General features: G+C 74.3%; 15 protein-coding genes and 2 pseudogenes. 6 read left to right on the top strand and 11 right to left on the bottom strand.

Going from position 1 to position 21,725, the window contains the following annotated elements; all coding sequences use genetic code 11:
• Nucleotides 1-206 precede the first annotated feature (206 nt).
• The 4 genes from SZN_RS10100 to SZN_RS10085 all read right to left on the bottom strand — a co-directional run bounded on the left by SZN_RS10100 (nt 207) and on the right by SZN_RS10085 (nt 7,447).
• Nucleotides 207-2,126 (bottom strand): AMP-dependent synthetase/ligase, encoded by a 1,920-nt coding sequence (locus tag SZN_RS10100; protein WP_007493903.1) that lies wholly within the window; start codon nt 2,124-2,126, stop codon nt 207-209.
• A 90-nt stretch (nt 2,127-2,216) separates the two neighbouring features.
• Nucleotides 2,217-3,782: a vWA domain-containing protein gene (locus SZN_RS10095; RefSeq protein WP_007493902.1), complete on the bottom strand. Its 1,566-nt coding sequence runs from the start codon at nt 3,780-3,782 to the stop codon at nt 2,217-2,219.
• 147 nt (nt 3,783-3,929) lie between these two features.
• A complete protein-coding gene (locus SZN_RS10090) occupies nt 3,930-4,793 on the bottom strand; it encodes an ABC transporter permease (protein ID WP_007493901.1) in 864 nt (287 codons plus the stop codon).
• Nucleotides 4,790-7,447 (bottom strand): alpha/beta fold hydrolase, encoded by a 2,658-nt coding sequence (locus tag SZN_RS10085; RefSeq protein WP_007493900.1) that lies wholly within the window; start codon nt 7,445-7,447, stop codon nt 4,790-4,792. The genes SZN_RS10090 and SZN_RS10085 overlap by 4 nt, the downstream gene beginning before the upstream one ends.
• Before the next feature lie 116 nt (nt 7,448-7,563).
• Here SZN_RS10085 and SZN_RS10080 point away from each other — a divergent pair, with 116 nt between their 5' ends.
• Nucleotides 7,564-7,974: a GNAT family N-acetyltransferase gene (locus tag SZN_RS10080; protein ID WP_007493899.1), complete on the top strand. Its 411-nt coding sequence runs from the start codon at nt 7,564-7,566 to the stop codon at nt 7,972-7,974.
• A gap of 94 nt (nt 7,975-8,068) precedes the next feature.
• Here the strand turns inward: SZN_RS10080 and mmsA are convergent, their stop codons facing one another.
• The 5 genes and pseudogenes from mmsA to iolC form a co-directional block, all read right to left on the bottom strand.
• Nucleotides 8,069-9,571, bottom strand: coding sequence for a CoA-acylating methylmalonate-semialdehyde dehydrogenase (gene mmsA, locus SZN_RS10075; protein WP_007493898.1), 1,503 nt, complete (start codon nt 9,569-9,571; stop codon nt 8,069-8,071).
• Nucleotides 9,568-9,766, bottom strand: a pseudogene (locus SZN_RS42420) (hypothetical protein); the annotation flags it as partial. The pseudogene SZN_RS42420 and the gene mmsA, both read right to left, overlap by 4 nt.
• Nucleotides 9,767-9,953: 187 nt before the next feature.
• Nucleotides 9,954-10,061, bottom strand: a pseudogene (locus SZN_RS43455) (5-deoxy-glucuronate isomerase); the annotation flags it as partial.
• Nucleotides 10,062-10,180: 119 nt separating this feature from the next.
• Nucleotides 10,181-11,062, bottom strand: a complete 882-nt coding sequence (locus SZN_RS10070; protein ID WP_007493897.1) for a Cgl0159 family (beta/alpha)8-fold protein — start codon at nt 11,060-11,062, stop codon at nt 10,181-10,183.
• Entirely contained in the window at nt 11,059-12,039 is a 981-nt protein-coding gene (gene iolC / locus SZN_RS10065; RefSeq protein ID WP_007493896.1) for a 5-dehydro-2-deoxygluconokinase, read from the bottom strand. The genes SZN_RS10070 and iolC overlap by 4 nt, the downstream gene beginning before the upstream one ends.
• 410 nt (nt 12,040-12,449) lie before the next feature.
• Between iolC and SZN_RS10060 the strand changes: the two genes are divergently transcribed.
• Both SZN_RS10060 and SZN_RS10055 read left to right on the top strand, forming a co-directional pair.
• Nucleotides 12,450-12,650, top strand: a complete 201-nt coding sequence (locus SZN_RS10060; protein WP_007493894.1) for a helix-turn-helix transcriptional regulator — start codon at nt 12,450-12,452, stop codon at nt 12,648-12,650.
• Nucleotides 12,651-12,704: 54 nt separating this feature from the next.
• The gene (locus tag SZN_RS10055; protein ID WP_007493892.1) at nt 12,705-13,298 is read left to right on the top strand and encodes a GNAT family N-acetyltransferase; all 594 of its coding nucleotides are present in this window, start codon (nt 12,705-12,707) and stop codon (nt 13,296-13,298) included.
• On the opposite strand, the gene SZN_RS10050 is transcribed toward SZN_RS10055, so the two are convergent.
• Both SZN_RS10050 and SZN_RS10045 read right to left on the bottom strand, forming a co-directional pair.
• Nucleotides 13,270-14,433 (bottom strand): zinc-dependent alcohol dehydrogenase family protein, encoded by a 1,164-nt coding sequence (locus SZN_RS10050; protein ID WP_007493890.1) that lies wholly within the window; start codon nt 14,431-14,433, stop codon nt 13,270-13,272. The genes SZN_RS10055 and SZN_RS10050 overlap by 29 nt on opposite strands.
• Before the next feature lie 499 nt (nt 14,434-14,932).
• The gene (locus SZN_RS10045) at nt 14,933-17,161 is read right to left on the bottom strand and encodes an MMPL family transporter (RefSeq protein WP_043729635.1); all 2,229 of its coding nucleotides are present in this window, start codon (nt 17,159-17,161) and stop codon (nt 14,933-14,935) included.
• Between the two features lie 176 nt (nt 17,162-17,337).
• On the opposite strand from SZN_RS10045, the gene SZN_RS10040 reads away from it, so the two are divergent.
• From SZN_RS10040 to SZN_RS10030, 3 genes are all read left to right on the top strand, one after another.
• Nucleotides 17,338-18,039 (top strand): TetR/AcrR family transcriptional regulator, encoded by a 702-nt coding sequence (locus tag SZN_RS10040; protein ID WP_050815042.1) that lies wholly within the window; start codon nt 17,338-17,340, stop codon nt 18,037-18,039.
• Between the two features lie 471 nt (nt 18,040-18,510).
• Complete coding sequence (locus SZN_RS10035; RefSeq protein WP_043729633.1) at nt 18,511-18,750, top strand: heavy-metal-associated domain-containing protein; 240 nt, start codon at nt 18,511-18,513, stop codon at nt 18,748-18,750.
• A gap of 8 nt (nt 18,751-18,758) precedes the next feature.
• Nucleotides 18,759-21,170 carry a heavy metal translocating P-type ATPase gene (locus tag SZN_RS10030; protein WP_007493882.1) on the top strand — a complete coding sequence of 804 codons (2,412 nt, stop codon included), beginning with the start codon at nt 18,759-18,761 and terminating at the stop codon, nt 21,168-21,170.
• Nucleotides 21,171-21,725: the final 555 nt, after the last annotated feature.

Here is a 21,725-nt window from a genome sequence, read left to right as displayed (position 1 = left end):
GGGGACGGGGCGGAGCCGGCGGCGAGGGCCGTGCCCGGGGCGAGCGCGGCCCACGCGAGGAGCGCGGCGGTGACGAGCGCCTGCCCTCTGCGGGCGGTCCGGCGGCGGTCAGGGCCCATGCGTCCTCCTCGGCGTGCTCCTCCCACTCACTGACAGGTAGTCACGTCCGCCGCCCCGGCGCCATGCGAGAGCCGCCGAACGGGCCCTCAGCCGGCGTAGAGGGCCTCGATCTCGTCCGCGTACGCCGCCGTCACCTCGTGCCGTCTGACCTTCAGCGACGGGGTGAGCATGCCGTTGTCCTCGCTGAACTCGCCCTCGACCAGGGTGAAGGCGCGGATGGACTCGGCGCGCGAGACAGCCTCGTTGGCGTGGTCGACGGCCCGCTGGACGTCGGCCCGCATCCGGGGGTCGCGGATCACCTCGGACAGCGGGGTGCCGGCGGGCAGCCCGCGCACGGCGAGCCAGTGGGCCACCGCGTCCGGGTCCAGGGTGATCAGGGCGGCGACGAAGGGGCGGTTGTCGCCGACGACGAGGCACTGCCCGATCGGCGGACGGCTGCGCAGCCGGTCCTCCAGCACCGCCGGGGAGACGTTCTTGCCGCCGGAGGTGACGAGGATGTCCTTCTTGCGGCCGGTGATGGTGAGGTAGCCGTCCTCGTCCAGGGCGCCGAGGTCGCCGGTGGCGAACCAGCCGTCCCGCAGGACGGCGTCGGTGGCGGCCCGGTCGTTCCAGTAGGAGCCGAAGACGATGCCGCCCCGGACGAGCACCTCGCCGTCCTCGGCGACGCGGACGGTGGTGCCGGGGACGGGCCGGCCGACCGTGCCGGGGCGGGGCCGCAGCGGCGGGACGAGGGTGGCGGCGGCCGTCGTCTCGGTCAGGCCGTACCCCTCGTAGACGATGATCCCGGCGGCGTTGAAGAACAGGTTCAGGTCGCGGTCCAGCGGGGAGCCGCCGCTGATGGCGTAGCGCAGCCGGCCGCCGAGTTCCGCGCGGACCCGGCGGTAGACCAGCAGGTCGTACAGCGCCCAGGCGGCGAGGAGGCCGGGGCCGGGGCCCTTGCCGGTGCCGAGGAGCCGGTTGAGGTACGCCTCGCCGAAGCGGACGGCGACCCGGTGGGCGCGGTCGAAGGAGGCGCCGCGGCCGATCCTCTCGGCGGTGGCCCGGCCGGTGTCGTGGATCTTCTCGAAGAGGTACGGCACGCCGACGAGGAAGGTGGGGCGGAACTCCTTGAGCGCGGGCCGCAGTTCGTCGGGCTTGATGCTCGGGCAGTGGCCGATCTCGATACGGCCCATCAGGCAGGCGATCTGGAGGGTGCGGCCGAGGATGTGGGCGAGCGGCAGGAACAGCAGGGTGGCGGCGGTCTGCCGGGTGACCTCCTTGAAGACGGGGTGGAGCAGTTCGACGGTGTTGGCGGCCTCGGCGTGGAGGTTGGCGTGGGTGAGGACGCAGCCCTTGGGCCGCCCGGTGGTTCCGGAGGTGTAGCACAGGGTCGCGACGGTCTCGGGGGTGAGGGCGGCGCGGCGCTCGGTGACCTCCTTGTCGGGCAGGTGCTCGCCGAGCGCGGTGAGCGCGGCGAGGGCTCCGTCGTCGATCTCCCAGACGCGGGGCGGCCGGCGGTGGCCGGCGGTGCCCGCGCGCACCGTCGCGGAGTTCCCGGCCGTCTCGGTGACCACGTGTCCGGCGCCGGAGTCGCGCACGATCCACTCGACCTGGTCGGCGGAGGAGGTGGCGTAGACGGGGACGCTCTGGCCGCCGGCCGCCCAGACGGCGAAGTCCAGGACCGTCCACTCGTAGCGGGTGCGGGACATGATCGCGACCCGGCCGCCCGGTTCGAGTCCGGCGGCGATGAACCCCTTGGCCACGGCGGTCACTTCGCGGGCGAAGGCCGCCGCGGTCACCGGCCGCCAGCGGCCGCCCAGACGGCGCCGGAGGACCACCGCGCCGGGGTCCTCGGCGGCGTTGGTGAAGGGGAGGTCGGCGGTGCTGCCGGTGACGGCGGGACGTGCCAGGGGCGGGGTGCGGGCCTCGCGGACGACGCCCGCGGAGTCCCTCACCACCTCCACCGGTGTCCGGTCCATCAGGTCGGAGTGCTGTTTCGCCCGCTTGAGGTCCTTGCGTACGCCCATGTCGGCTCCCGGTGCCCGTCGTACTTACTCCGGAGTCAACTTACTCACGCGTAGGGGAAGGTCAATGCCTTCGCCCGGACCGGGCGGAAGTCAGCCGCGGCCGGTGAGCCGGTCCGCCCGCCGGATGGCGTCGGCGAGCGCGCGCACGTCCTTGTCCTCCGTCACCGCCGCCAACTCCCTTGCCCGGTCGGCGAGTCGGTCGAGTCCGGGAGCGCCGGGCAGTGCGCGGACGCGGTCCTCGCCGCGGTCCTCGCCGCGCCGCAGCGCGTCGGCGAAGTAGGCGGCGGTGGCGGCGACCTGGAACCGCGGGCTCGCGCCCCACACGGACGCGCGCAGGGCGCCGGTCGCGATCCGGCCCGACGCCTCGTGCGGGGTGCGCGAGGACGGGTCGAGCCAGCGCACGCGCGCGGTGGCGAGGGGGCCCTCGGCGCCGGGGGCGGTGCGCACGGCGTACAGGGCGGTGACGGTGTGGCCGGGGCCGACCTCGCCGCCGTCGACGCGGTCGTCGCGGAAGTCCTCGTCGGCCACCCGCCTGTTGTCGTAGCCGATGAGGCGGAACTCGCGCACGGTCTCCGGGTCGAAGGCGACCTGGGCCTTGGCGTCGCGGGCGGTCAGGTCGACGTTGCGGGGCAGTTGGCGGCTGAAGACGTCGCGGGCCTCCTTCTCGCCCGAGACGTACACGGTGTTGCCGTCGCCCCGGTCGGCCAGCCGCTCCATCAGCGCGTCGCCGTAGTCGCTGCCGACGCCCACGCCGAACAGGGTGATGCCGTTCTCGCGGCGTTCGGAGGCGACGCGCTCCAGGATGGTGTCGGCGTCGGTGTCCCCGGTGTTGGCCAGCGCGTCCGAGACGAGGACGACCCGGTTCGTGGCGCCCTCGCGCAGTCCGTCGGCGGCCGTCGCGTAGCCCGTCTCGATGCCCGCGCCGAGATCGGTGGAGTCGGTGGGCTCCAGCGTCTCGATCGCGTCGCGGACCTCGGCGCGGTTGCCGCCGAGCCGGGTCATCGGCAGGACCCGCTCCGCCTCGCCGCTGAAGGTGACGAGGGCGACGGAGTCGTCGTCGCGCAGCCGGTCCGTCATCACGCCGAGGGAGTCCTTGGCGAGGTCGAGGCGGCCCGGTTCGCCCATGGAACCGGAGATGTCGATGACGAACGTCAGGGCGGCGGGCGGCCGTTCGCCGGTGTCCCCGGAGGGGCGGGTGGCCAGCCCCACGCGGACCAGGGACCAGGTGCCGCGGCCGGTGCGGGCGCCTTCGACGGTGACCGTGAAGCCGTCGCCGTCGGGGCGGTCGTAGTCCTGGCGGAAGCTGTTGACGAACTCCTCGGGGCGGACCGTCGCGGGATCGGGCAGCCGGCCCTCCGCCAGGGTGCGGCGGGCGTAGCCGTAGGAGGCCGTGTCGACGTCCAGGGCGAAGGTGGAGAGGCGGTCGGGGGCGGGGGCGGGCGCGAACTTCCGGGCGCCGGACGCGTCGCCGTTCTTCTGCCCGCCCGCCGCGCCGCGCTCCGGGGCGGCGGGGAGTCCGTCGCGGTCCGCGCGCCGGGCCGAGGAGCCGTCGCCGGAGGCGCCCCCGCAGCCGGCGAGCAGCAGTGCGCCCGCCGCGGTGAGCGCGGTCAGTACGCCCCTGGTGCCCGTCGCCCTCGGTGTGTGCTGTCGCTGCATCGTCCGTGCCCCCTGGTCCGTCGACGTCGGCCTGCTGTGACTGTGACGGGCCGGGGGGCCGGAACGTGCGCGACGAAGCGTTGCGGAAGCGTCTCGAAAGGGGCACGAGAGGGGCCCGCCGAGACCGGCGGGTGACCCTCCGCCGACCTACGACACGATGTCCTTGCGGGCGAAACCGCGGAAGGCCAGCGCGAACAGCACCAGGGCGTAGGTCACGGAGATCGACGTGCCCTGGATCATGCCGGCCCACTCCGGGGTGGGCTGCACGGCGTCCGCCCACGCGAACTGCCAGTGCGCGGGCAGGAAGTCGCGCCAGTCGCCGAGGGCGGTCACCGCGTCCAGGACGTTGCCGACGATGGTCAGGCCGACCGCGCCGCCGACCGCGCCCAGCGGGGCGTCCGTCTTGGTCGACAGCCAGAACGCCAGTCCCGCGGTGACCAGTTGGGACACGAAGACGTACGCCACGACCACCACCAGGCGCTGGGCCGCGGTGGCCGTGTCCAGGGAGCCGCCGGTGGGGATCTGCAGGGGGCCCCAGCCGTAGGCGGCCGAGCCCACGGCCAGGGCGACCACGGGCAGCAGCACCATCGCGGCCAGGCTGAGGCCCAGCCCGACCACGAGCTTGGACCACAGCAGCCGGACCCGGGGCACGGGGGCCGCGAGGAGGTAGCGCAGCGAGGACCAGCTCGCCTCCGAGGCCACCGTGTCGCCGCAGAACAGCGCGACCGGGATGACCAGCAGGAAGCCCGCGGACACGAACAGGTTCACGGCGGCGAAGTTGGCGCCGGAGGCCGTCGCGGTGTCCATCAGCGTGATGCGGTCGCCGCGGTCGTCCGGCTCGCCGCCGATCGCGAACGCGACGACCAGCACGAACGGCAGCACGGCGAGGATGGCGAACATGACCTGGGTGCGGCGCCGCTTGAGCTGGCGGATCAGCTCCACCCTCAGCGGCAGGGTCCGGCCCGCGCGGTAGCCGGAGGCCACCTCGGTGCGCTCGGTGAGCGTGCTCATGCGGAACCTCCGATCAGGGTGAGGAAGGCGTCTTCGAGGCGGCGGTGGGCGCCGACCGACTGGACGGGCACCTCCAGCCGGACGAGTTCGGCGATCAGCCGCTGCGCGCTGCCGTCGGCGGCGAGCCGCACCAGCAGGCCGCCGTCGACGGAGACGGCGGAGACCACGCCCGGCAGCGCGGCGACCTTCTCCGCGACCGGCTCGTCGACGGCCGCGGCCGTGCCGACCAGCAGGGTGTCGCCGGAGCCGATGATCTCGGCGACCGGCCCGGCCTGCACGAGGCGGCCGCGGTCCATCACCACGAGGTGGGTGCAGGACTGCTCGACCTCGGCCAGCAGATGGCTGGAGACGATCACGGTGCGCCCGGCGGCCGCGTAGCGGATCATCACCTGGCGCATCTCGCGGATCTGCGGCGGGTCGAGGCCGTTGGTCGGCTCGTCGAGGATGAGCAGGTCCGGCAGGCCGAGCATGGCCTGGGCGATGGCCAGGCGCTGGCGCATGCCCTGGGAGTAGGTGCGCACGGCGCGGGCCAGCGCGTCGCCGAGCCCGGCGATCTCCAGGGCCTCGTCGAGGTGGGCGTCCGCCGCGGGGCGGCCGGTGGCCCGCCAGTACAGCTCCAGGTTCTCCCGGCCGGACAGGTGCGGCAGGAAGCCCGCGCCCTCGACGAAGGCGCCGACGCGGGAGAGGACGGGGGCGCCGGGGCGGATGGCGTGGCCGAAGACGCGGACCTCGCCGGCGTCGGGCTTGATGAGGCCCATCAGCATGCGCAGGGTCGTCGTCTTGCCCGCGCCGTTCGGGCCGAGCAGTCCGAGGACCTGGCCCTTCTCGACGCGGAAGGACAGGTCCCGTACCGCGTACCGGTCGGCGGAGCCCGCGTACCGCTTGCTGAGGTCGGTGATCTCCAGCGGGACCTCGGCGAGGTCCGGGTCCGGGGCGGGGACGGCGGTGCGGCGGCGGGCGGTCAGCAGCAGGGCCAGCGCGACGACCGCGCCGCTGACGGGCAGCCACCACACCCAGGACGGCAGCGGGGCGGCGGCGGAGCCGGCGGCGGGGTCCGTGGGGACGGTCAGGTCGCCCCGCAGGGACACGGTGTACGTGGCCGGAGCGGCCGGGGAGGCGTAGCCGAGGTCGGTGGAGGAGAGCACCAGGCGCAGCCGGTGGCCCTTCTCGATGTCGCGGTCGATGGCGGGGAGCGTGATCGTGACGTCCCTGCCCTCCCGCACGTCCGTCACCCGCAGCGGGGTGACCAGCTGGGACGGCAGCACCTGCTGGCGGCCGTCGGGGCCGACGTCGTAGACCTTCGCGAAGAGGACCGCTTCGCCGGAGCTCGACCGCACGCGCACGGTGGCCTTCGGCGAGCCGGTGACGCGCAGTTCGCGGCCGACCGGCGCGGACTCGAAGCGGGCGAACTGGCCGGGGAAGTCCAGCGACACCCCGACGCCGAGCGAGGACAGCTGGGCGAGGCCGCCGGCGCCGCCGAAGCCGGGCAGGGCGGAGACGGCGGGCGGGCTGGCGCCGGCCGGGTTGGCGAAGCTCTGCTCGCCGCCGCGCAGCGCGATCCGCTTCGGGCCGCCCTCCAGACCGGGGTAGGAGTCGGCGCCCGCGCCGCGCAGCTGGGCCCGGCCGTCGGTGGAGTCGATGCCCCCGGTGCGGGTGACGCGGAAGGCGGGGCCGGTGTCGACGCCCTTGTCGCCCTTGAGGTAGCGGTCGAACCAGGAGGTGACGCGGGCCTGGACGCGGCCGGTCTCCATGTCGCCGCCGTCGTGGCCGCCGGCGATCCAGTCGACGTCGACGGGGGCGCCGTTGGCGCGGACGGCCTTCGCGGCCCGGTCGGCCTCGCCGAGCGGGAAGAGGGAGTCGGTCTGGCCCTGGAAGAGCAGGGTGGGGACCTTGATGCGGTCGCCCACGGCGGAGGGCGAGCGCTTCTCCAGCATGGCGCGGGCCGCGGCGTCCGGGACGCCGGACTCGGCGACCCGGTCGTACATCGCGCAGACCGTCTTCTCGAACTTGTCGCAGCCGCCCGCCGAGTTGACGAAGATGCCCGCCCAGAGCTTCTTGAACACGCCGTTCGGGAAGAGGGCGTCCGCGAGGTTCCAGTAGGTGATCGCGGGCGCGATGGCGTCCACGCGGTCGTCGTACCCGGCGGCCAGCAGGGCGATCGCGCCGCCGTAGGAACCGCCGGCCATGCCGACGCGCGGGTCGCCGCGGCCGTCGAGCTCGACCTGGGGCTGCCCGGCCAGCCAGTCCAGCAGCCGGGAGACGTCGGCGACCTCGCCCCGGGGGTCGTTCAGGCCCACCTTGCCGGTCGACCTGCCGAAGCCGCGGGCCGACCAGGTCAGCACGGCGTACCCGGCGCGGGCCAGGTCCTCGGCCTGCTGCCGCATGTCGTCCTTGCTGCCGCCGAAGCCGTGGCCGAGCAGCACGGCGGGCCGGCGGCCGCCGGCGCCCGCGGTGAAGTACGAGGTGTCGACGCGGACCCCGGCCCCCATGTCCATGACCTGGTCGGCGCGCCGTACCGCCGGGGCCTCGTCCGAGGCGACGGCCGTCCATGTCCCGGCACCCGCCAGCACGACGACGGCGGCCGCGGCGGCGACCAGCCGCCGGGGCCGCCGCAGACCGCGCAGTGCGCTCAGTCCGGGCAGTCGAAGATCCATGGTGCAACGGTACGTGGCGAACCTGTCAGCAAGATGTCGACCGCAGGTCGAACACCGGCCCCTCCCAGGGGCGTACGGCCGGGCTCCCGAGTACTCCAGCCGTGGTACGAAGGCACATGGACATCCGCCGGGCCGGCAGCCTCCCCGAAGTCGCCGCCGTGGAACACCTGCTCGACCACCCGGTGCGCACCGAGTGGGCCGAGCGCTTCCTCGGGACCGCCGGCCACCATCTGCTGGTGGCCTACCTGGACGGCGAACCGGTGGGCTTCGTCAGCGGGGTGGAGACCGTGCACCCCGACAAGGGCGCCGAGATGTTCCTGTACGAGCTGGGGGTGGCCGCGCCCTACCGGCGCCGGGGCGTCGGGCGGGCGCTGGTGCGCCGGCTCGACGCGCTGGGCCGCGAGCTGGGGTGCTACGGCATGTGGGTGCTGGTCGAGTCGGGCAACGAGGCCGCCCTCGCCACCTACCGCGGCGCGGGCGGCGAGGACGACGGCTCGTGCGCGGTGGTGACGTGGGACTTCGGGTGAGGCTCCGGGACGGGACGGGACGGGACGGGACCGGCCGGGACGGGGGGCCCGGCGCGCTTGCGGGTCCGTGGTCGCGCGGGGAAACGCTTGCGGGTCAGTGGTTGCGCGGGAAGCCCAGGTCGACGCCGGTGGGCGCGTCGGCGGGGTCCGGCCAGCGGGTGGTGACGACCTTGCCTCGGGTGTAGAAGTGCGTGCCGTCGTTGCCGTAGATGTGGTGGTCGCCGAAGAGGGAGTCCTTCCAGCCGCCGAAGGAGTGGTAGCCCACGGGGACCGGGATCGGGACGTTCACGCCGACCATGCCGGCCTCGGCCTCCAGCTGGAAGCGGCGGGCGGCGCCGCCGTCGCGGGTGAAGACCGCGGTGCCGTTGCCGAACGGCGAGGCGTTGATGAGGGCGACGCCCTCCTCGTAGGTCTCGGCGCGCAGCACGCACAGGACCGGGCCGAAGATCTCGTCCTGGTACGCCTTCGCCGACGTCGGCACCTTGTCCAGCAGCGAGATGCCGATCCAGTGGCCGTCCTCGAAGCCGTCGACGGTGTGGCCGGTGCCGTCGAGCACGACCTCGCAGCCCTCGGCGGCGGCGCCCGCGACGTAGGACGCCACCTTGTCGCGGTGGGCGGCGGTGATCAGCGGGCCCATCTCGGAGGCCGGGTCGTCGCCGGGGCCGATCTTGATCTTCTCGGCGCGCTCGCGGATCTTCCCGACCAGCTCGTCGCCGATCGCACCGACCGCGACGACCGCGGAGATCGCCATGCAGCGCTCGCCCGCGGAGCCGTAGGCGGCCGACACGGCGGCGTCGGCGGCCGCGTCGAGGTCGGCGTCGGGCAGGACCAGCATGTGGTTCTTGGCGCCGCCGAGTGCCTGGACGCGCTTGCCGTGGGCGGAGGCGGTGGTGTGGATGTGGCGGGCGATCGGGGTCGAGCCGACGAAGGAGACGGCCTTGACGTCCGGGTGCTCCAGGAGGCGGTCGACGGCCTGCTTGTCGCCGTGCACGACGTTGAAGACGCCGTCGGGCAGCCCGGCCTCGGCCAGCAGTTCGGCGATCCTGATCGCGGCCGACGGGTCCTTCTCGGACGGCTTGAGCACGAAGGTGTTGCCGCAGGCGATGGCGAGGGGGAACATCCACATCGGCACCATCGCCGGGAAGTTGAACGGCGTGATGCCCGCGACGACGCCGAGCGGCTGGCGGATCGAGGCCACGTCGACGCGGCTGGCGACCTGTGTCGACAGCTCGCCCTTCAGCTGCACGGTGATGCCGCAGGCCAGGTCGACGATCTCCAGGCCGCGGGCCACCTCGCCGAGGGCGTCGGAGTGCACCTTGCCGTGCTCGGCGGTGATCAGCTCGGCGATCTCGTCGCGGTGGGCGTCCAGCAGCGCGCGGAACCTGAACAGGATCGAGGTGCGCAGGGCCAGCGAGGACTGGCCCCAGGCGGCGTAGGCGTCCTTGGCGGACGCGACCGCCGCGTCCACCTCCTCGACGGAGGCGAAGGCGACCTTCGTGGTGACCGCGCCGGTCGCCGGGTCGGTCACCGGCCCGAACCTGCCCGACGCGCCTTCGGCGGTCCTGCCGCCGATCCAGTGGTTGACGATCTTCGTCATTCCCGGTTACTCCTTCGCAGATGGCGGCGTCGGGTCCAGACGTGCCGTTCGTACAGCTCCCGTGCCGTGACCGCCGACGGTCGGTCGGGTCGCGGTCCCGGCCACAGGAACATCCCACCAGTCCCGCGCCGGCGGCGCGCCCGACACAGTGTCTGCCGTTTCGCTCCCGACGTAGACACAAGTGGGAGTGTCGGACGGGGCGAGCGCCGCCGGGGGTGGCGGAGGGTGTCCGGGGGCCTGCGGGCGGCGGGCAGGTGAGTGGGTGCGCGGGGCCCTCCGGGCGGCGGGCGTACGGGTGCGGGCGGGGCTGCCGGGCGAGGGTGCGCGCGGGCGAGTGCGCGGGGCGTACGCGGGGCGGCGCGCGGTGTGTTGGGGGAAAAGAGACCTCCGGCGCGGGGCCGTAGCGGGCGGGGAGTTGTCGCTCGCACTTCGCTCCTGCCAAAGCAAAGCGGCCTACCGCGCCGGAGGCGATCGGTGTGCCGGCGCTCCGTGCGGAGTGCCGGCGGGTGGTGCGGTCGTACGGGGCCGGGCGGGGCCGCTCGGCGGGCCGGGGGCGTTCGCGCCTCGCGACCCGCCGGGGCGGTGCGCCCGGCGGTGGTCAGGGGGACCTCACAGCAGTCCCACGGCGGTGTCGACGGCGGCGGCCACGTCCCCGCCGGCCGGGTAGAGCAGGGACCGGCCCACCACCAGGCCCCGCACGGTGGGCAGTCGGAGGGCGCCCCGCCACTTCTCGTATGCCCCGTCCTGGTCGTCACCGACCTCTCCGCCGAGCAGGACCGCGGGCAGCGTGGAGGTCTGCGTCACCTCGGCCATGTCGTCGGGGTTCTCGGTGACCGGGAGCTTCAGCCAGGTGTAGGCGGAGGTGCCGCCGAGGCCGGAGGCGATGGCGATGGACCGGGTGACGGCCTCGGCGGACAGGTCGTTGACGACCCGGCCTCCGGGGGCGCGCCGGCTGATGAACGGTTCCACGAACACGGGGAGCCCGCGGGCCGCCATCGCGTCGACGGCACGGGCGGCGGACTCCAGGGTGGTCAGCGAGCCGGGGTCGTCGAGGTCGACGCGCAGCAGCAGCTTGCCCGCGTCGAAGCGCAGCCGCTCGATGTCCTCGGCGCGGTGCCCCGTGAAGCGGTCGTCGAGTTCGAAGCGGGCGCCCTGGAGGCCGCCGCGGTTCATCGAGCCCATGACGACCTTGCCGTCGAGCACGCCGAGCAGCAGCAGGTCGTCCAGGATGTCGGCGGTGGCGAGGACACCGTCGACGCCGGGGCGCGAGAGCGCGAGGCACAGGCGTTCCAGCAGTTCGGCCCGGTTGGCCATGGCGAGCGCCCGGTCGCCGACGCCCAGCGCGCCGCGGGCCGGGTGGTCGGCGGCGACGATCATCAGCCGGCCGGCGTCGCCGAGCAGCGGGCGGCGCACCCGGCGGGCGGCGGCCTCGGCGACCGCCTCGGGCCGCTCGGCGCGCAGCCGGACGAGTTCGGTGATGTCGAGGCTCATGTGACGGCTCCCGCGGCGAGCGCGGCCTCGATCTCGTCCCGCGTCGGCATCGCGGAGGAGCATTCCAGGCGGGAGGCGACGATGGCGCCCGCCGCGTTGGCGTGGCGCATCGTCCGCTCCAGGTCCCAGCCTTCGAGCAGGCCGTGGCAGAGGGCGCCGCCGAAGGCGTCGCCCGCGCCGAGGCCGTTGAGGACGTTCACCGGCAGCGGCGGGACCTCGGCGTGCTCGCCGTCCCGGCTCACGGCGAGGACTCCCTTGGGGCCCTGCTTCACCACGGCGATCTCGACTCCGGCGGCCAGCAGCGCGCGGGCTGCGGCGTGCGGTTCGCGGACGCCGGTGGCGACCTCGACCTCGTCGAGGTTCCCGACCGCGACCGTGGTGTGCTTCAGGGCCTCGGCGTAGAAGGGGCGGGCCGCCTCGGGGCCTTGTGCGGCACCGGAACCGTCGGGGGCCTGGGGCCAGAACACGGGCCGCCAGTCCAGGTCGAAGACCGTGATGCCGGAGCGCGCGCGGTGGGCGAGGGCGGCGAGGGTCGCCGTACGGCTCGGCTCCTCGCTCAGCCCGGTGCCGGTGACCCAGAAGACGCGGGCGTCGCGGATGGCGTCGAGGTCGAGGTCGTGGGCGTCGATCTCCAGGTCCGGCGCCTTGGGCCGGCGGTAGAAGTAGAGCGGGAAGTCGTCCGGCGGGAAGACCTCGCAGAAGGTCACCGGGGTGGGCAGGCCGGGGACGGGGGTGACCCAGCGGTCGTCGACGCCGAAGTCCCTGAGCGCCTCGTGGAGATAGGTGCCGAAGGGGTCGTCGCCGGTGCGGGTGATCACCGCGGTACGGCGTCCGAGGCGGGCCGCGGCGACCGCCACGTTGCTCGCCGAGCCGCCCAGGAACTTGCCGAAGGTGGTGACCCGCGACAGCGGCACGCCGGTCTGCAACGGGTAGAGGTCCACTCCGATCCGGCCCATGGTGATCAGGTCGTACGCCATCGGTGTCCCTCGGTCTCCCTCGTCACGGCTCCCGGCACCGGCCGCGCGGTCTCGGCGGCGGTCGGCCCTCCACGGTTTTGTAGCCCCGCCGGGGGAGGCCTGTCAATGTTTTGTCCAGACATTCGAACGAGGACCCCGGCAATGCCTCCGATTCACTCCTGTCGACCCCTGTCAACCCGCCGCGCCCGGGTGCCCGAGTGCGCCTTTGCTGCACGTGTGTCACAAAAGCCCCTCCCGTGTCACACATGTCGCGCGTACGCGGGATGTACGTCACACCCGGAGTACAGGCCCTGCCGCCCCTCACCGCCTGTCGTTGACCGGTCACAGGCTAGTGATCACCAGCGCAGCGCTCGGTCCCCCCGACGACCGGCCCCGGTCGCCGCCGCGGCGCGCGCGGGGAGGTGCCACCGATGACCGACCGAAGTCTCTGGTCCTACAAGGAGATCGCGGCGCACATCAAGGTGCAGCCGGACACCGTGCGGTCCTACCGCAAACACGGGCTGCTGCCGCCGCCCGACCACGTGGAGGGCGGCAAGCCCTACTGGTATGCCGACACCGTCCGCGCCTGGGTGGCCGCCCGTCCCGGCAACCGCGGCCGCCGTCCCGACTGACCCGCCGGTTCAACCGACTGTGCCCCACGCGCCCCGTGGGGCACAGTCGGCTCCATGAGCGACTTCTCCGTCAAGCCCGTGCTCACGGGTGAGCTGACCGTGCTGCGGCCCTTCACCGAGGCCGACGCCGCCGTCATGGGCGCGATCATCGAGGACCCGGAGGTCGTCCGCCTCACCGGCGAGCCCGCCGGCGACCTCACCCCGCGGCGGCTGCGCGCCTGGTACGGCACCCGCTCCGAGCAGGACGACCGTCTCGACCTCGCCGTCACCGACCGCGCGACCGGCGAACTCGTCGGCGAGGTCGTGCTGCACGACCGGGAGGCCGCCGCCCGCGGCTGTACGTTCCGCACCCTGATCGGGCCCCGCGGGCGCGGCCGGGGGCTGGGCACGGAGGCCACCCGGCTGATCGTCGGCCACGCCTTCGAGCAACTGGGGCTGCACCGGGTCCAGTTGGAGGTCTACGGGCACAACCACCGTGCCCGGCGGGTCTACGAGAAGGCCGGGTTCGTGGTGGAGGGGGTGCGGCGCGAGGCGGACTTCCGGGACGGTCTCTGGCGGGACTGGGTCATGATGGCGGTCCTCGACCGCGAGTGGGCGGTCCACCGCGGCAGGCCCGGCCTCACCGGACCGGAGCCCACGGCTCGATGACCGTCGCCCCCGCGCCCAGGGCCGTGGGTGAGGGGAGCGTCCCCGGGGCTGTGGGTGAGGGGGGCGTGGGCGCGAGGACCGCCGGCGAAGGGGGCGAGGGGGGCGTGGGCGAGGGGGGCGTGGGCGAGGGGGGCGTCCCCATCGCCGCCAGGGCGGCCGGTACGGCGTCGAGCGGGATCGTCGAGGTCACCAGCCGGTCCGGGCGCAGGACGCCCGCCCGCACCAGTTCCAGCATCGCCGGATAGGTGTGGGCGGCCATGCCGTGGCTGCCGAGGATCTCCAGTTCCAGGGCGATGGCACGGGCCATGGGGACCGGGGTGGTGCCGGACTCCGAGGGCAGCAGGCCGACCTGGATGTGCCGGCCCCGCCGCCGCAGGCCGTTCACCGAGGCGGCGCAGGTGGCGGGGGCGCCCAGGGCGTCGAGGGAGAGATGCGCGCCGCCGCCGGTCAGCTCCCGGACCGCCGCCGCGGTGTCGGGCGTGCGCGAGGCGTCCACGCAGTGCGCCGCCCCGAACTCCCGCGCCAGGTCCAGGGCGCGCGCCGAGACGTCCACGGCGACCACCCGCGCGCCGGATGCCGCCGCGATCATCACCGCGGACAGTCCGACCCCTCCGCAGCCGTGCACGGCGACCCACTCCCCCGGCGCGACCCGGCCCTGCCGCGCCACCGCGCGGAAGGCAGTGGCGAAGCGGCAGCCGAGCGAGGCGGCCGTCGCGAACGACATCTCCTCGGGCACGGCGACGAGATTGACGTCGGCGTGGTCCAGCGCGACGTAGTGGGCGAAGGAGCCCCAGTGGGTGAAGCCGGGCTGGGTCTGGCGCTCGCACACCTGCTGGTCGCCCGCCGCGCAGGCCGCGCAGTGCCCGCAGGCGCACACGAACGGCACGGTGACCCGGTCGCCGGGCCGCCAGCCGGTCACCCGCGCACCCACCTCCTCGACGACCCCGGCGAGTTCATGACCGGGGACATGCGGCAGCGTGATGTCGGGGTCGTGGCCCTGCCAGCCGTGCCAGTCGCTGCGGCACAGCCCCGTGGCCTCCACCCGCACGGTCGCTCCATGGGGCGCCGGACGCGGGTCGGGCACCTCGCGGACGCCCGCCTGCTCCCCGAACCGCTCGAACACCACAGCCCGCATCCCGGCTCCTTCCGGCCACGCCCCCCACGGGGAGATCCACTCGCGAACGCTAGACGCTCCGCGACATTCGCGGTACGCCCCCCAGCCGCCGCGCCTGCGGCACTCCCCCTTGCCGGACGGCGAACCTGCCTCCCTCGGTCGCGCGCCCCACAGGAGGTGCCCCCTGCCCGACTGCGGCTCACTCTGCCGACCGCCTGCGGGCCTCCCGCCGGGACCGCGCCCCCGCCCCACCCGGATGGGCCTCCCGGCCGGACTGCGCCCCGCCCTGCCGTCCGGCTGCACGCTCCCCCGCATACGGCCCCGCCCCGCCGCGGACCTCTCGGCCCGGTTGCCGACCCTCCCGCCCGATGCGGACCCTCGCCCGGCCCGCCGGGCCGCGCCCTCGCCCCGCCGGCCGCCGGGCCGCCCCGCCCGGACACCGGGGAAGGCCGGAGGAGGGTGGCGGCAGTGGCGGTGGCCGGAGGATGCCTGCGGCGGGGGATGCCGGCCGGTCGTGTGGTCAGCCGTTCGCGCCGACCTTGTCCCGCGCGCGGTCGGGTTCGGTTCGCGGCGCCGCCGGCTCGCCCTCGCTGAGGCCGAAGCGGGTGTGGAAGCGGCGCAGCGGTCCCGGGGCCCACCAGGTGGCCCGGCCCGTCAGACGCATGACCGCCGGGACCAGCAGACTGCGGACGATCATCGCGTCCATCACGACCGCGAGGGCGATGCCGAGGCCGAGCATCTTGGTGTTGGTCACGCGCGAGGTACCGATAGCGACCATCACCACCCCGAGGATCACGGCCGCGGCGGTGATCAGCCCGCCGGTGCGCTGCAACCCGAGCCGGACGGCCCGGTCGTGGTCGCCGGTCGCGTCGTACTCCTCCTTGATGCGGGAGAGCAGGAAGACGCCGTAGTCCATGGAGAGTCCGAAGGCGACGCAGAACATCAGCACCGGCAGAGTCGTCTCGATCGAGCCGGGACTGGTGAAGCCGAGCAGCCCCGACAGGTTCCCGTCCTGGAAGACCCACACCACCGCGCCGAACATCGCCGTCAGACTGAGCGCGTTGAGCACCACCGCCTGGAGGGGGATCAGCAGACTGCCGGTGAGCAGGAAGACCAGCAGCAGGGTGACGATCGCGATGAACGCGGCCGCCACCGGCAGGCGTTCGGCTATCGCGTCCTTGGAGTCGACCAGGACCGCGGCGGCTCCGGTCACCTTGGTGTCGAACGGGGCCGGGGTGGCGCGCAGTTCGTCCACCAGCCGCTGGGCCGGGCCGTCCACCGCCTCTCCCTCGGGCTGCACCGTGAAGTAGGCGGACTCGCCCTTCACCAGCGGTCCGTCGACCCGCAGCACCTCCGGCAGGCCGGCGATCCGCTCCTTGTAGGCGGCGTACTGGGCCGGGGTCGCGGAACCTTCGGCCAGCACTTCCAGACCGCCGCCGGGGCTGCCGGGGAAGCCTTCGCGGATCTGCTGCTGGACCACCCGGGACTCGGCGCTCGACGGCAGCTGCCGGTCGTCGGCCGTGCCGAACTTCACCCCGAGGAACGGCAGCCCCAGCAGGACGAGCACGGCGGTGGTGCCCAGCGCGAAGTACGGGGCGCGGCGCATCACGAGGCCCGCGGTCCGGGACCACCCCCGGCCCTCGGCGTCCGGGCCGTGCGACTCTCCGCGCGCCCTTCCGCGCCGCAACAGCTTGCGCAGATCGAGGGAGTTGACCCGGTGGCCGAGCAGGATCAGGGCCGCGGGGAGCAGGATCAGCGCCGCGGCCGAGGCCAGCAGCACGACCGCGATCCCGGCGTAGGCGAAGGACCGCAGGAAGTACTGCGGGAAGAGAAGCATCGCCGCGAGGGACACCGCGACCGTCAGCGCCGAGAACAGGACCGTGCGGCCCGCCGTGCGCAGGGTGGTGCCGACCGCCGCGAGGGGTTCGGCGCCGGTCGCCAGCTCCTCCCGGAAGCGGCGGACGATGAACAGGGCGTAGTCCACGGCCAGGCCCAGTCCGAGGGCCGTGGTGAGGTTCATCGCGAAGACGGAGACGTCGGTGAACTCGGTCAGGCCGCGCAGTACCGCGTTGGTGCCGAGGATCGCGACGATGCCGATGCCGAGCGGCAGCAGGGCCGCCACCGCGCTGCCGAAGACCATCACCAGCAGCACCAGGGTGACCGGCAGGGCGATCAGCTCGGCCCGCACCAGGTCCTCCTGGATGATCGTCTGCATCTCGTGGCGGACGGCGACCGGGCCGCCGACGCTGACCTCGACCGGGCCGCGCGTGCCCCGGAACTCGGCCGCGACGCGGTCCAGGGTCTCCCCCGCCGCCTTCTCGTCGCCGGTGATGCGGGCCGCGATCAGCGCCTCGCGGCCGTCCTTCGCGCGCAGGGCGGGGGCGGAGGCCCGGTCCGCCTGCCAGTAGGAGCCCACCCCGACCACGCCCTTCTGGGCGGCCAGGCCCGCGACGAGGCGACGGGCCTCCGCGGCGACCGCGGGGTCGTCCACCGAAGCCCTGCCCGCGTCCACCAGCAGCAGCAGATTGGGCTGGGAGGCGGGGAACTCGCGCTCCAGCGCCCGGGTCGCGTAGGTGGAGTCGGCGTCCGGGTCCTCCCAGCCGCCGCTGCCGAGCCGGTCGGCCACACCGCCGCCGGCCAGCACGGCGAGCGCGGTGATCACCAGGGCCGCCAGCAGCGACAGCCGTGGGCGCGCGGTCACGAAGCGGGTCCAGCCTCCGACTCGGGGTGGCCTGTTGACTTCGGTCATGGTGCGGTGTCCCCTTCACCCTGATCCGTGGCGCGCAGCGGGCGGCACGGAGCCATCACTGCCATAGACTGGCAAACACGAGACATCGCTCGCGTTCCTCAAGAATGCGAGCGACCGCTCGCGTTTGTCAATCGCGTTCGGAGAGCTGGGGATAACGCGTGTCCGCCAACCGGGAGATGGACCACCAGGAGCCGCAGGAGCAGCAGGACCCTCGGAGCGATCAGGACGGCCAGGAGAAGGAGCAGCCGCGCCGCCGCCAGGCCCGCGGCGAGCGCCGCATCGCCCAGTTGCTGGAGGCCGCGTCGGACGTCTTCACCACCGCCGGCTACACGGCGGCCAGCACCAACGCCATCGCGCGCGCGGCGGGCGTGTCGCCCGGCACCCTCTACCAGTTCTTCCCGAACAAGGAGGCCATCGCCATCGAGCTCGGCGACCGCCTCATGCACGAACTGCGCGAGATGTACGGCGAGGCGCTCGCCCCGGTCGATCCCGCGACGCCGCTGGAGGAGGCCGTCAACTCGGCCGTCGACCGCTTCATCGCCTTCAACTGCGCGCACCCGGCGTTCTTCTCCCTGATGCACGGCCCCGACATCCCCGGCCGCCTGGCCGAGGAGCACGACGCGCTGCACGCGAGCCTGCTCGCCCGGACAGAGGTCCTGCTGTCGTCGCTCCTGCCCGACGCGGCCCCGGCCGACCTGGCCCGCACCGCGCACATGTGCCTGGGGGTGTACAAGGCCGGTCTGGAGCTGGTCCTGGCCCACGAGGGCGCCGAGCGCGACGCGTACGTCCAGGAGCTGAAGCACCTCCTGGTCCGCTATCTCGACCCGCTGGTGGGCGACCGGCCCGGAGCCGCGGGAGCGCCCCGAACCGGCCGGTGAGGCCGCCGCCGCAGTCACGCATGATCCAGCTCCCGGGTTCGACGTCCCCCGTCGGACACCCGACCCACTGTCCACCGCGCGGCACACCCGCGCATCCCGGGCCCGTGCGCCCCGCACACCCCCGTACGCCCTGGGCCCGTACGCCCCGCACACCCCCGTACGCCCTGGGCCCGTACGCCCCCGCACACCCCCAGTACGCCCCGGCCCGCACACCCCGGGACCGCTCCGGAGCCCCCCGGTCCGCCCCCCGCGCCCCGGTCCGCCCGGCGCCCCACAGGGCGCTCCGCCGCGCCACGGACAGGGCGCTCCCGCCCGGCGCAGACAGGGCGCTCCCGCGCGGCACGGGCCGGGCGCGCCGGGGTACCCGTGACGGCCGGACCTCGCTGGAGTAATACCCCTTAGGGGTATACCGTGGAGAAAGCGGGACCCGCGGGTCCCGACAGCCCCACGTGCCTCGACGAGGAGAACGACATGACCGCCCAGACCGACACCCCGGGTACCGTCACCGCCGTCTACAAGGTGAGCGGCATGAGCTGCGGGCACTGCGAGGGTGCCGTCTCCGGCGAGATCTCCGAACTGCCGGGCGTCAGCTCGGTGAAGGCCGTCGCCTCCACCGGCGAGGTCACCGTCGTCTCCGCCGCCCCGCTGGAGGAGGCGGCCGTGCGCGCCGCCGTCGACGAGGCCGGCTTCGAGCTGGTCGGCACGATCTGACCCCTGCCATGACCCGCACCACCGGCGAACCGCAGACCTCCGCCCCGACCGCCGCACCGGCCTCCGCCCCGGTCGGAACCGGCGGACCGGCGCAGAGAGCCGAGCCGGCCGGGGCCGCGGGCGCGGCCCCGGCCGCCGGGGTACCCGCGGACACCCCCGGAGCGTCCTCCGCCGAAGCCGCCGCCACCCGGGTCGAGCTGCTGATCGGCGGCATGACGTGCGCCTCCTGCGCCGCCCGCGTGGAGAAGAAGCTGAACCGCGTGCCGGGCGTCACGGCCTCGGTCAACTACGCCACGGAGAAGGCGAGGGTGACCTGCCCCGCGGGCGTCGGCGTCGCCGATCTGATCGCGGTGGTGGAGAGGACGGGCTACACCGCCGAGGAACCCGCTCCCGCCGCTACCCCCGTGCCCGCCACACCGGGCACCGCGGCAGCGCCGGACGCCCAGGACGCGCGGCGGGACGCCGAACCGGCCTCCTACCGCCGTCGTCTCACGGTCTCCGCCCTGCTCGCGGTCCCGGTGGTGCTGCTGTCGATGATCCCGGCCCTCCAGTTCGACAACTGGCAGTGGCTGGCGCTCACCCTCGCCTCCCCGGTCGTCGTCTGGGGCGGACTGCCGTTCCACCGGGCGGCGTTCACCGGCGCGCGGCACGGTGCGGCCACCATGGACACCCTGGTCTCGCTGGGCACCCTCGCGGCGTTCGGCTGGTCCCTGTGGGCCCTGTTCCTCGGCGACGCGGGCATGCCCGGGATGCACGACGGCTTCTCGTTCACCGTCTCGCGCGCGGACAGCGCCTCCCGGATCTACCTCGAAGTGGCCGCGGGCGTCGTCACGTTCCTCCTGCTGGGCCGGTATCTGGAGACGCGCTCCAAGCGCCGGGCGGGGGCCGCGCTGCGCGCGCTCATGGAGCTCGGCGCGAAGGACGTGACCGTCCTGCGCGACGGCCGCGAGGTCCGTGTGCCGGTCGGCCTGCTGGCCGTCGGCGACCGGTTCGTCGTACGGCCCGGCGAGAAGATCGCCACCGACGGCACCGTCGTCGAGGGCGCCTCCGCGGTGGACGCCGCCCTGCTCACCGGCGAGTCGGTGCCGGTGGACGTGGCGGTCGGCGACGCCGTCACCGGCGCCACGGTCAACGCCGGCGGACGGCTCGTGGTGGAGGCGGTACGCGTCGGCGCGGACACCCGGCTCGCGCGGATGGCGCGGCTGGTGGAGGAGGCGCAGAGCGGCAAGGCGCGGGTGCAGCGGCTCGCCGACCGGATCTCGGCGGTGTTCGTCCCGGTCGTGCTCGTGCTCGCGGCCGCCACGTTCGGCGCCTGGTCCGGCCTGACCGGCGACACGGCCGCCGCCTTCTCCTCGGCCGTGGCGGTCCTGATCATCGCCTGCCCCTGCGCGCTGGGACTCGCCACGCCGACGGCCCTCCTGGTGGGCACCGGCCGCGGCGCGCAGCTCGGCATCCTGATCAAGGGCCCCGAGGTACTGGAGTCCACGCGCCGGATCGACACCGTCCTGCTCGACAAGACGGGCACCGTGACCACGGGCCGCATGACCCTGCGGACGGTCCACGCCGCACGGGGCACCGCCGAGGAGGAGGTGCTGCGGCTCGCGGGCGCCGTGGAGCACGCCTCCGAGCACCCGGTGGCGCGCGCCGTCGCCGCGGGGGCCGGGGAGCGCCTGGGGAGGCTGCCGGCGGTCACGGACTTCCGGAGCGTCCCGGGGCGGGGCGTACGCGGGCGCGTGGAGGGCCGTGACGTGGCCGTGGGGCGCCTCGCGGAGAACGGCGGCGCCCTGCCCCCCGAACTCGCCCGTGCGGCCCAGGAGGCCGAGCGGGAGGGCCGTACGGCGGTCGTGGTCGGGTGGGACGGAGCCGCGCGCGGCGTGGTGACCGTGGCGGACGCCGTCAAGGAGACCAGCGCCGAGGCGGTGCGCGCGCTGCGCGCGCTGGGGCTCACGCCGGTGCTGCTGACGGGGGACAACCGCGCGGTGGCCGAGGCGGTCGCGGACGCGGTCGGCATCGAGCGGGTGATCGCGGAGGTGCTGCCGGAGGACAAGGTCGAGACCGTACGGCGGCTGCGGGCCGAGGGGCGGTGCGTGGCCGTGGTCGGCGACGGCGTCAACGACGCGGCCGCGCTGGCCGCCGCCGATCTCGGGCTCGCCCTGGGCACGGGGACGGACGCGGCGATCGAGGCCGCCGATCTGACCCTCGTACGCGGGGACCTGCGGGTGGCGGCGGACGCGGTCCGGCTCTCCCGGCGGACGCTGGCCACCATCAAGGGCAACCTCGTGTGGGCCTTCGGCTACAACGTCGCGGCCCTGCCGCTGGCCGCGGCGGGACTGCTGAACCCGATGATCGCGGGGGCGGCGATGGCCTTCTCGTCCGTGTTCGTGGTGACGAACAGCCTGCGGCTGAGGACGTTCCGGTGAATTCGCGGGAAGAACCCTCCCGGACCCCTCTGGAGTCCGGCGCCAGGCTCACATAAGCTCTTCACAAGGCTCACGCATCATCCTTACGCTGGGGTCCCGGTCGGCGTACCCGGGCTCTTGCGCACCTAACGGACAAATGCAAGAGACGCAGATCACAGTGCTGTGAACGTAACCATCGAAGGGATTCGAAGGTCTAAGTTGGCGATGTCAGACGACGTCTTGGGGGGCGTCTGCTGGCGTCTGGGGATGTCTTGGGGGACTTCCTCAGAGTCGCGTTGCCGGGGCACGCACTTCGGGAAGCTTTGAGCGGCCCTCCCGACCGTGCGCTGTCCCGGCAGACCGCACCACAACCTCATACATGAGTACGACGAGTTCGGCTCGATGTACTCAAACAGCGATTCAGGCGCTGTCCTCACAGACGCCCGGCCGGATCCCGTGGGGGGAATCCGCACCGGGACATGGGAAGGCGCCCTGGACGTCGGCCCGTGGGGGGACCGCCGCCAGGGCGCCTTCTGCTTCCCCCGACCCCCTCCTCCTGAACTTCTTCTCCCGGAC

It is taken from the genome of Streptomyces zinciresistens K42, from assembly GCF_000225525.1.
In the GTDB taxonomy this organism is placed as follows: domain Bacteria; phylum Actinomycetota; class Actinomycetes; order Streptomycetales; family Streptomycetaceae; genus Streptomyces; species Streptomyces zinciresistens.
The sequence above is the reverse complement of the archived record's forward strand: the minus strand, read 5'-3'. Positions and strand labels throughout refer to the sequence as shown.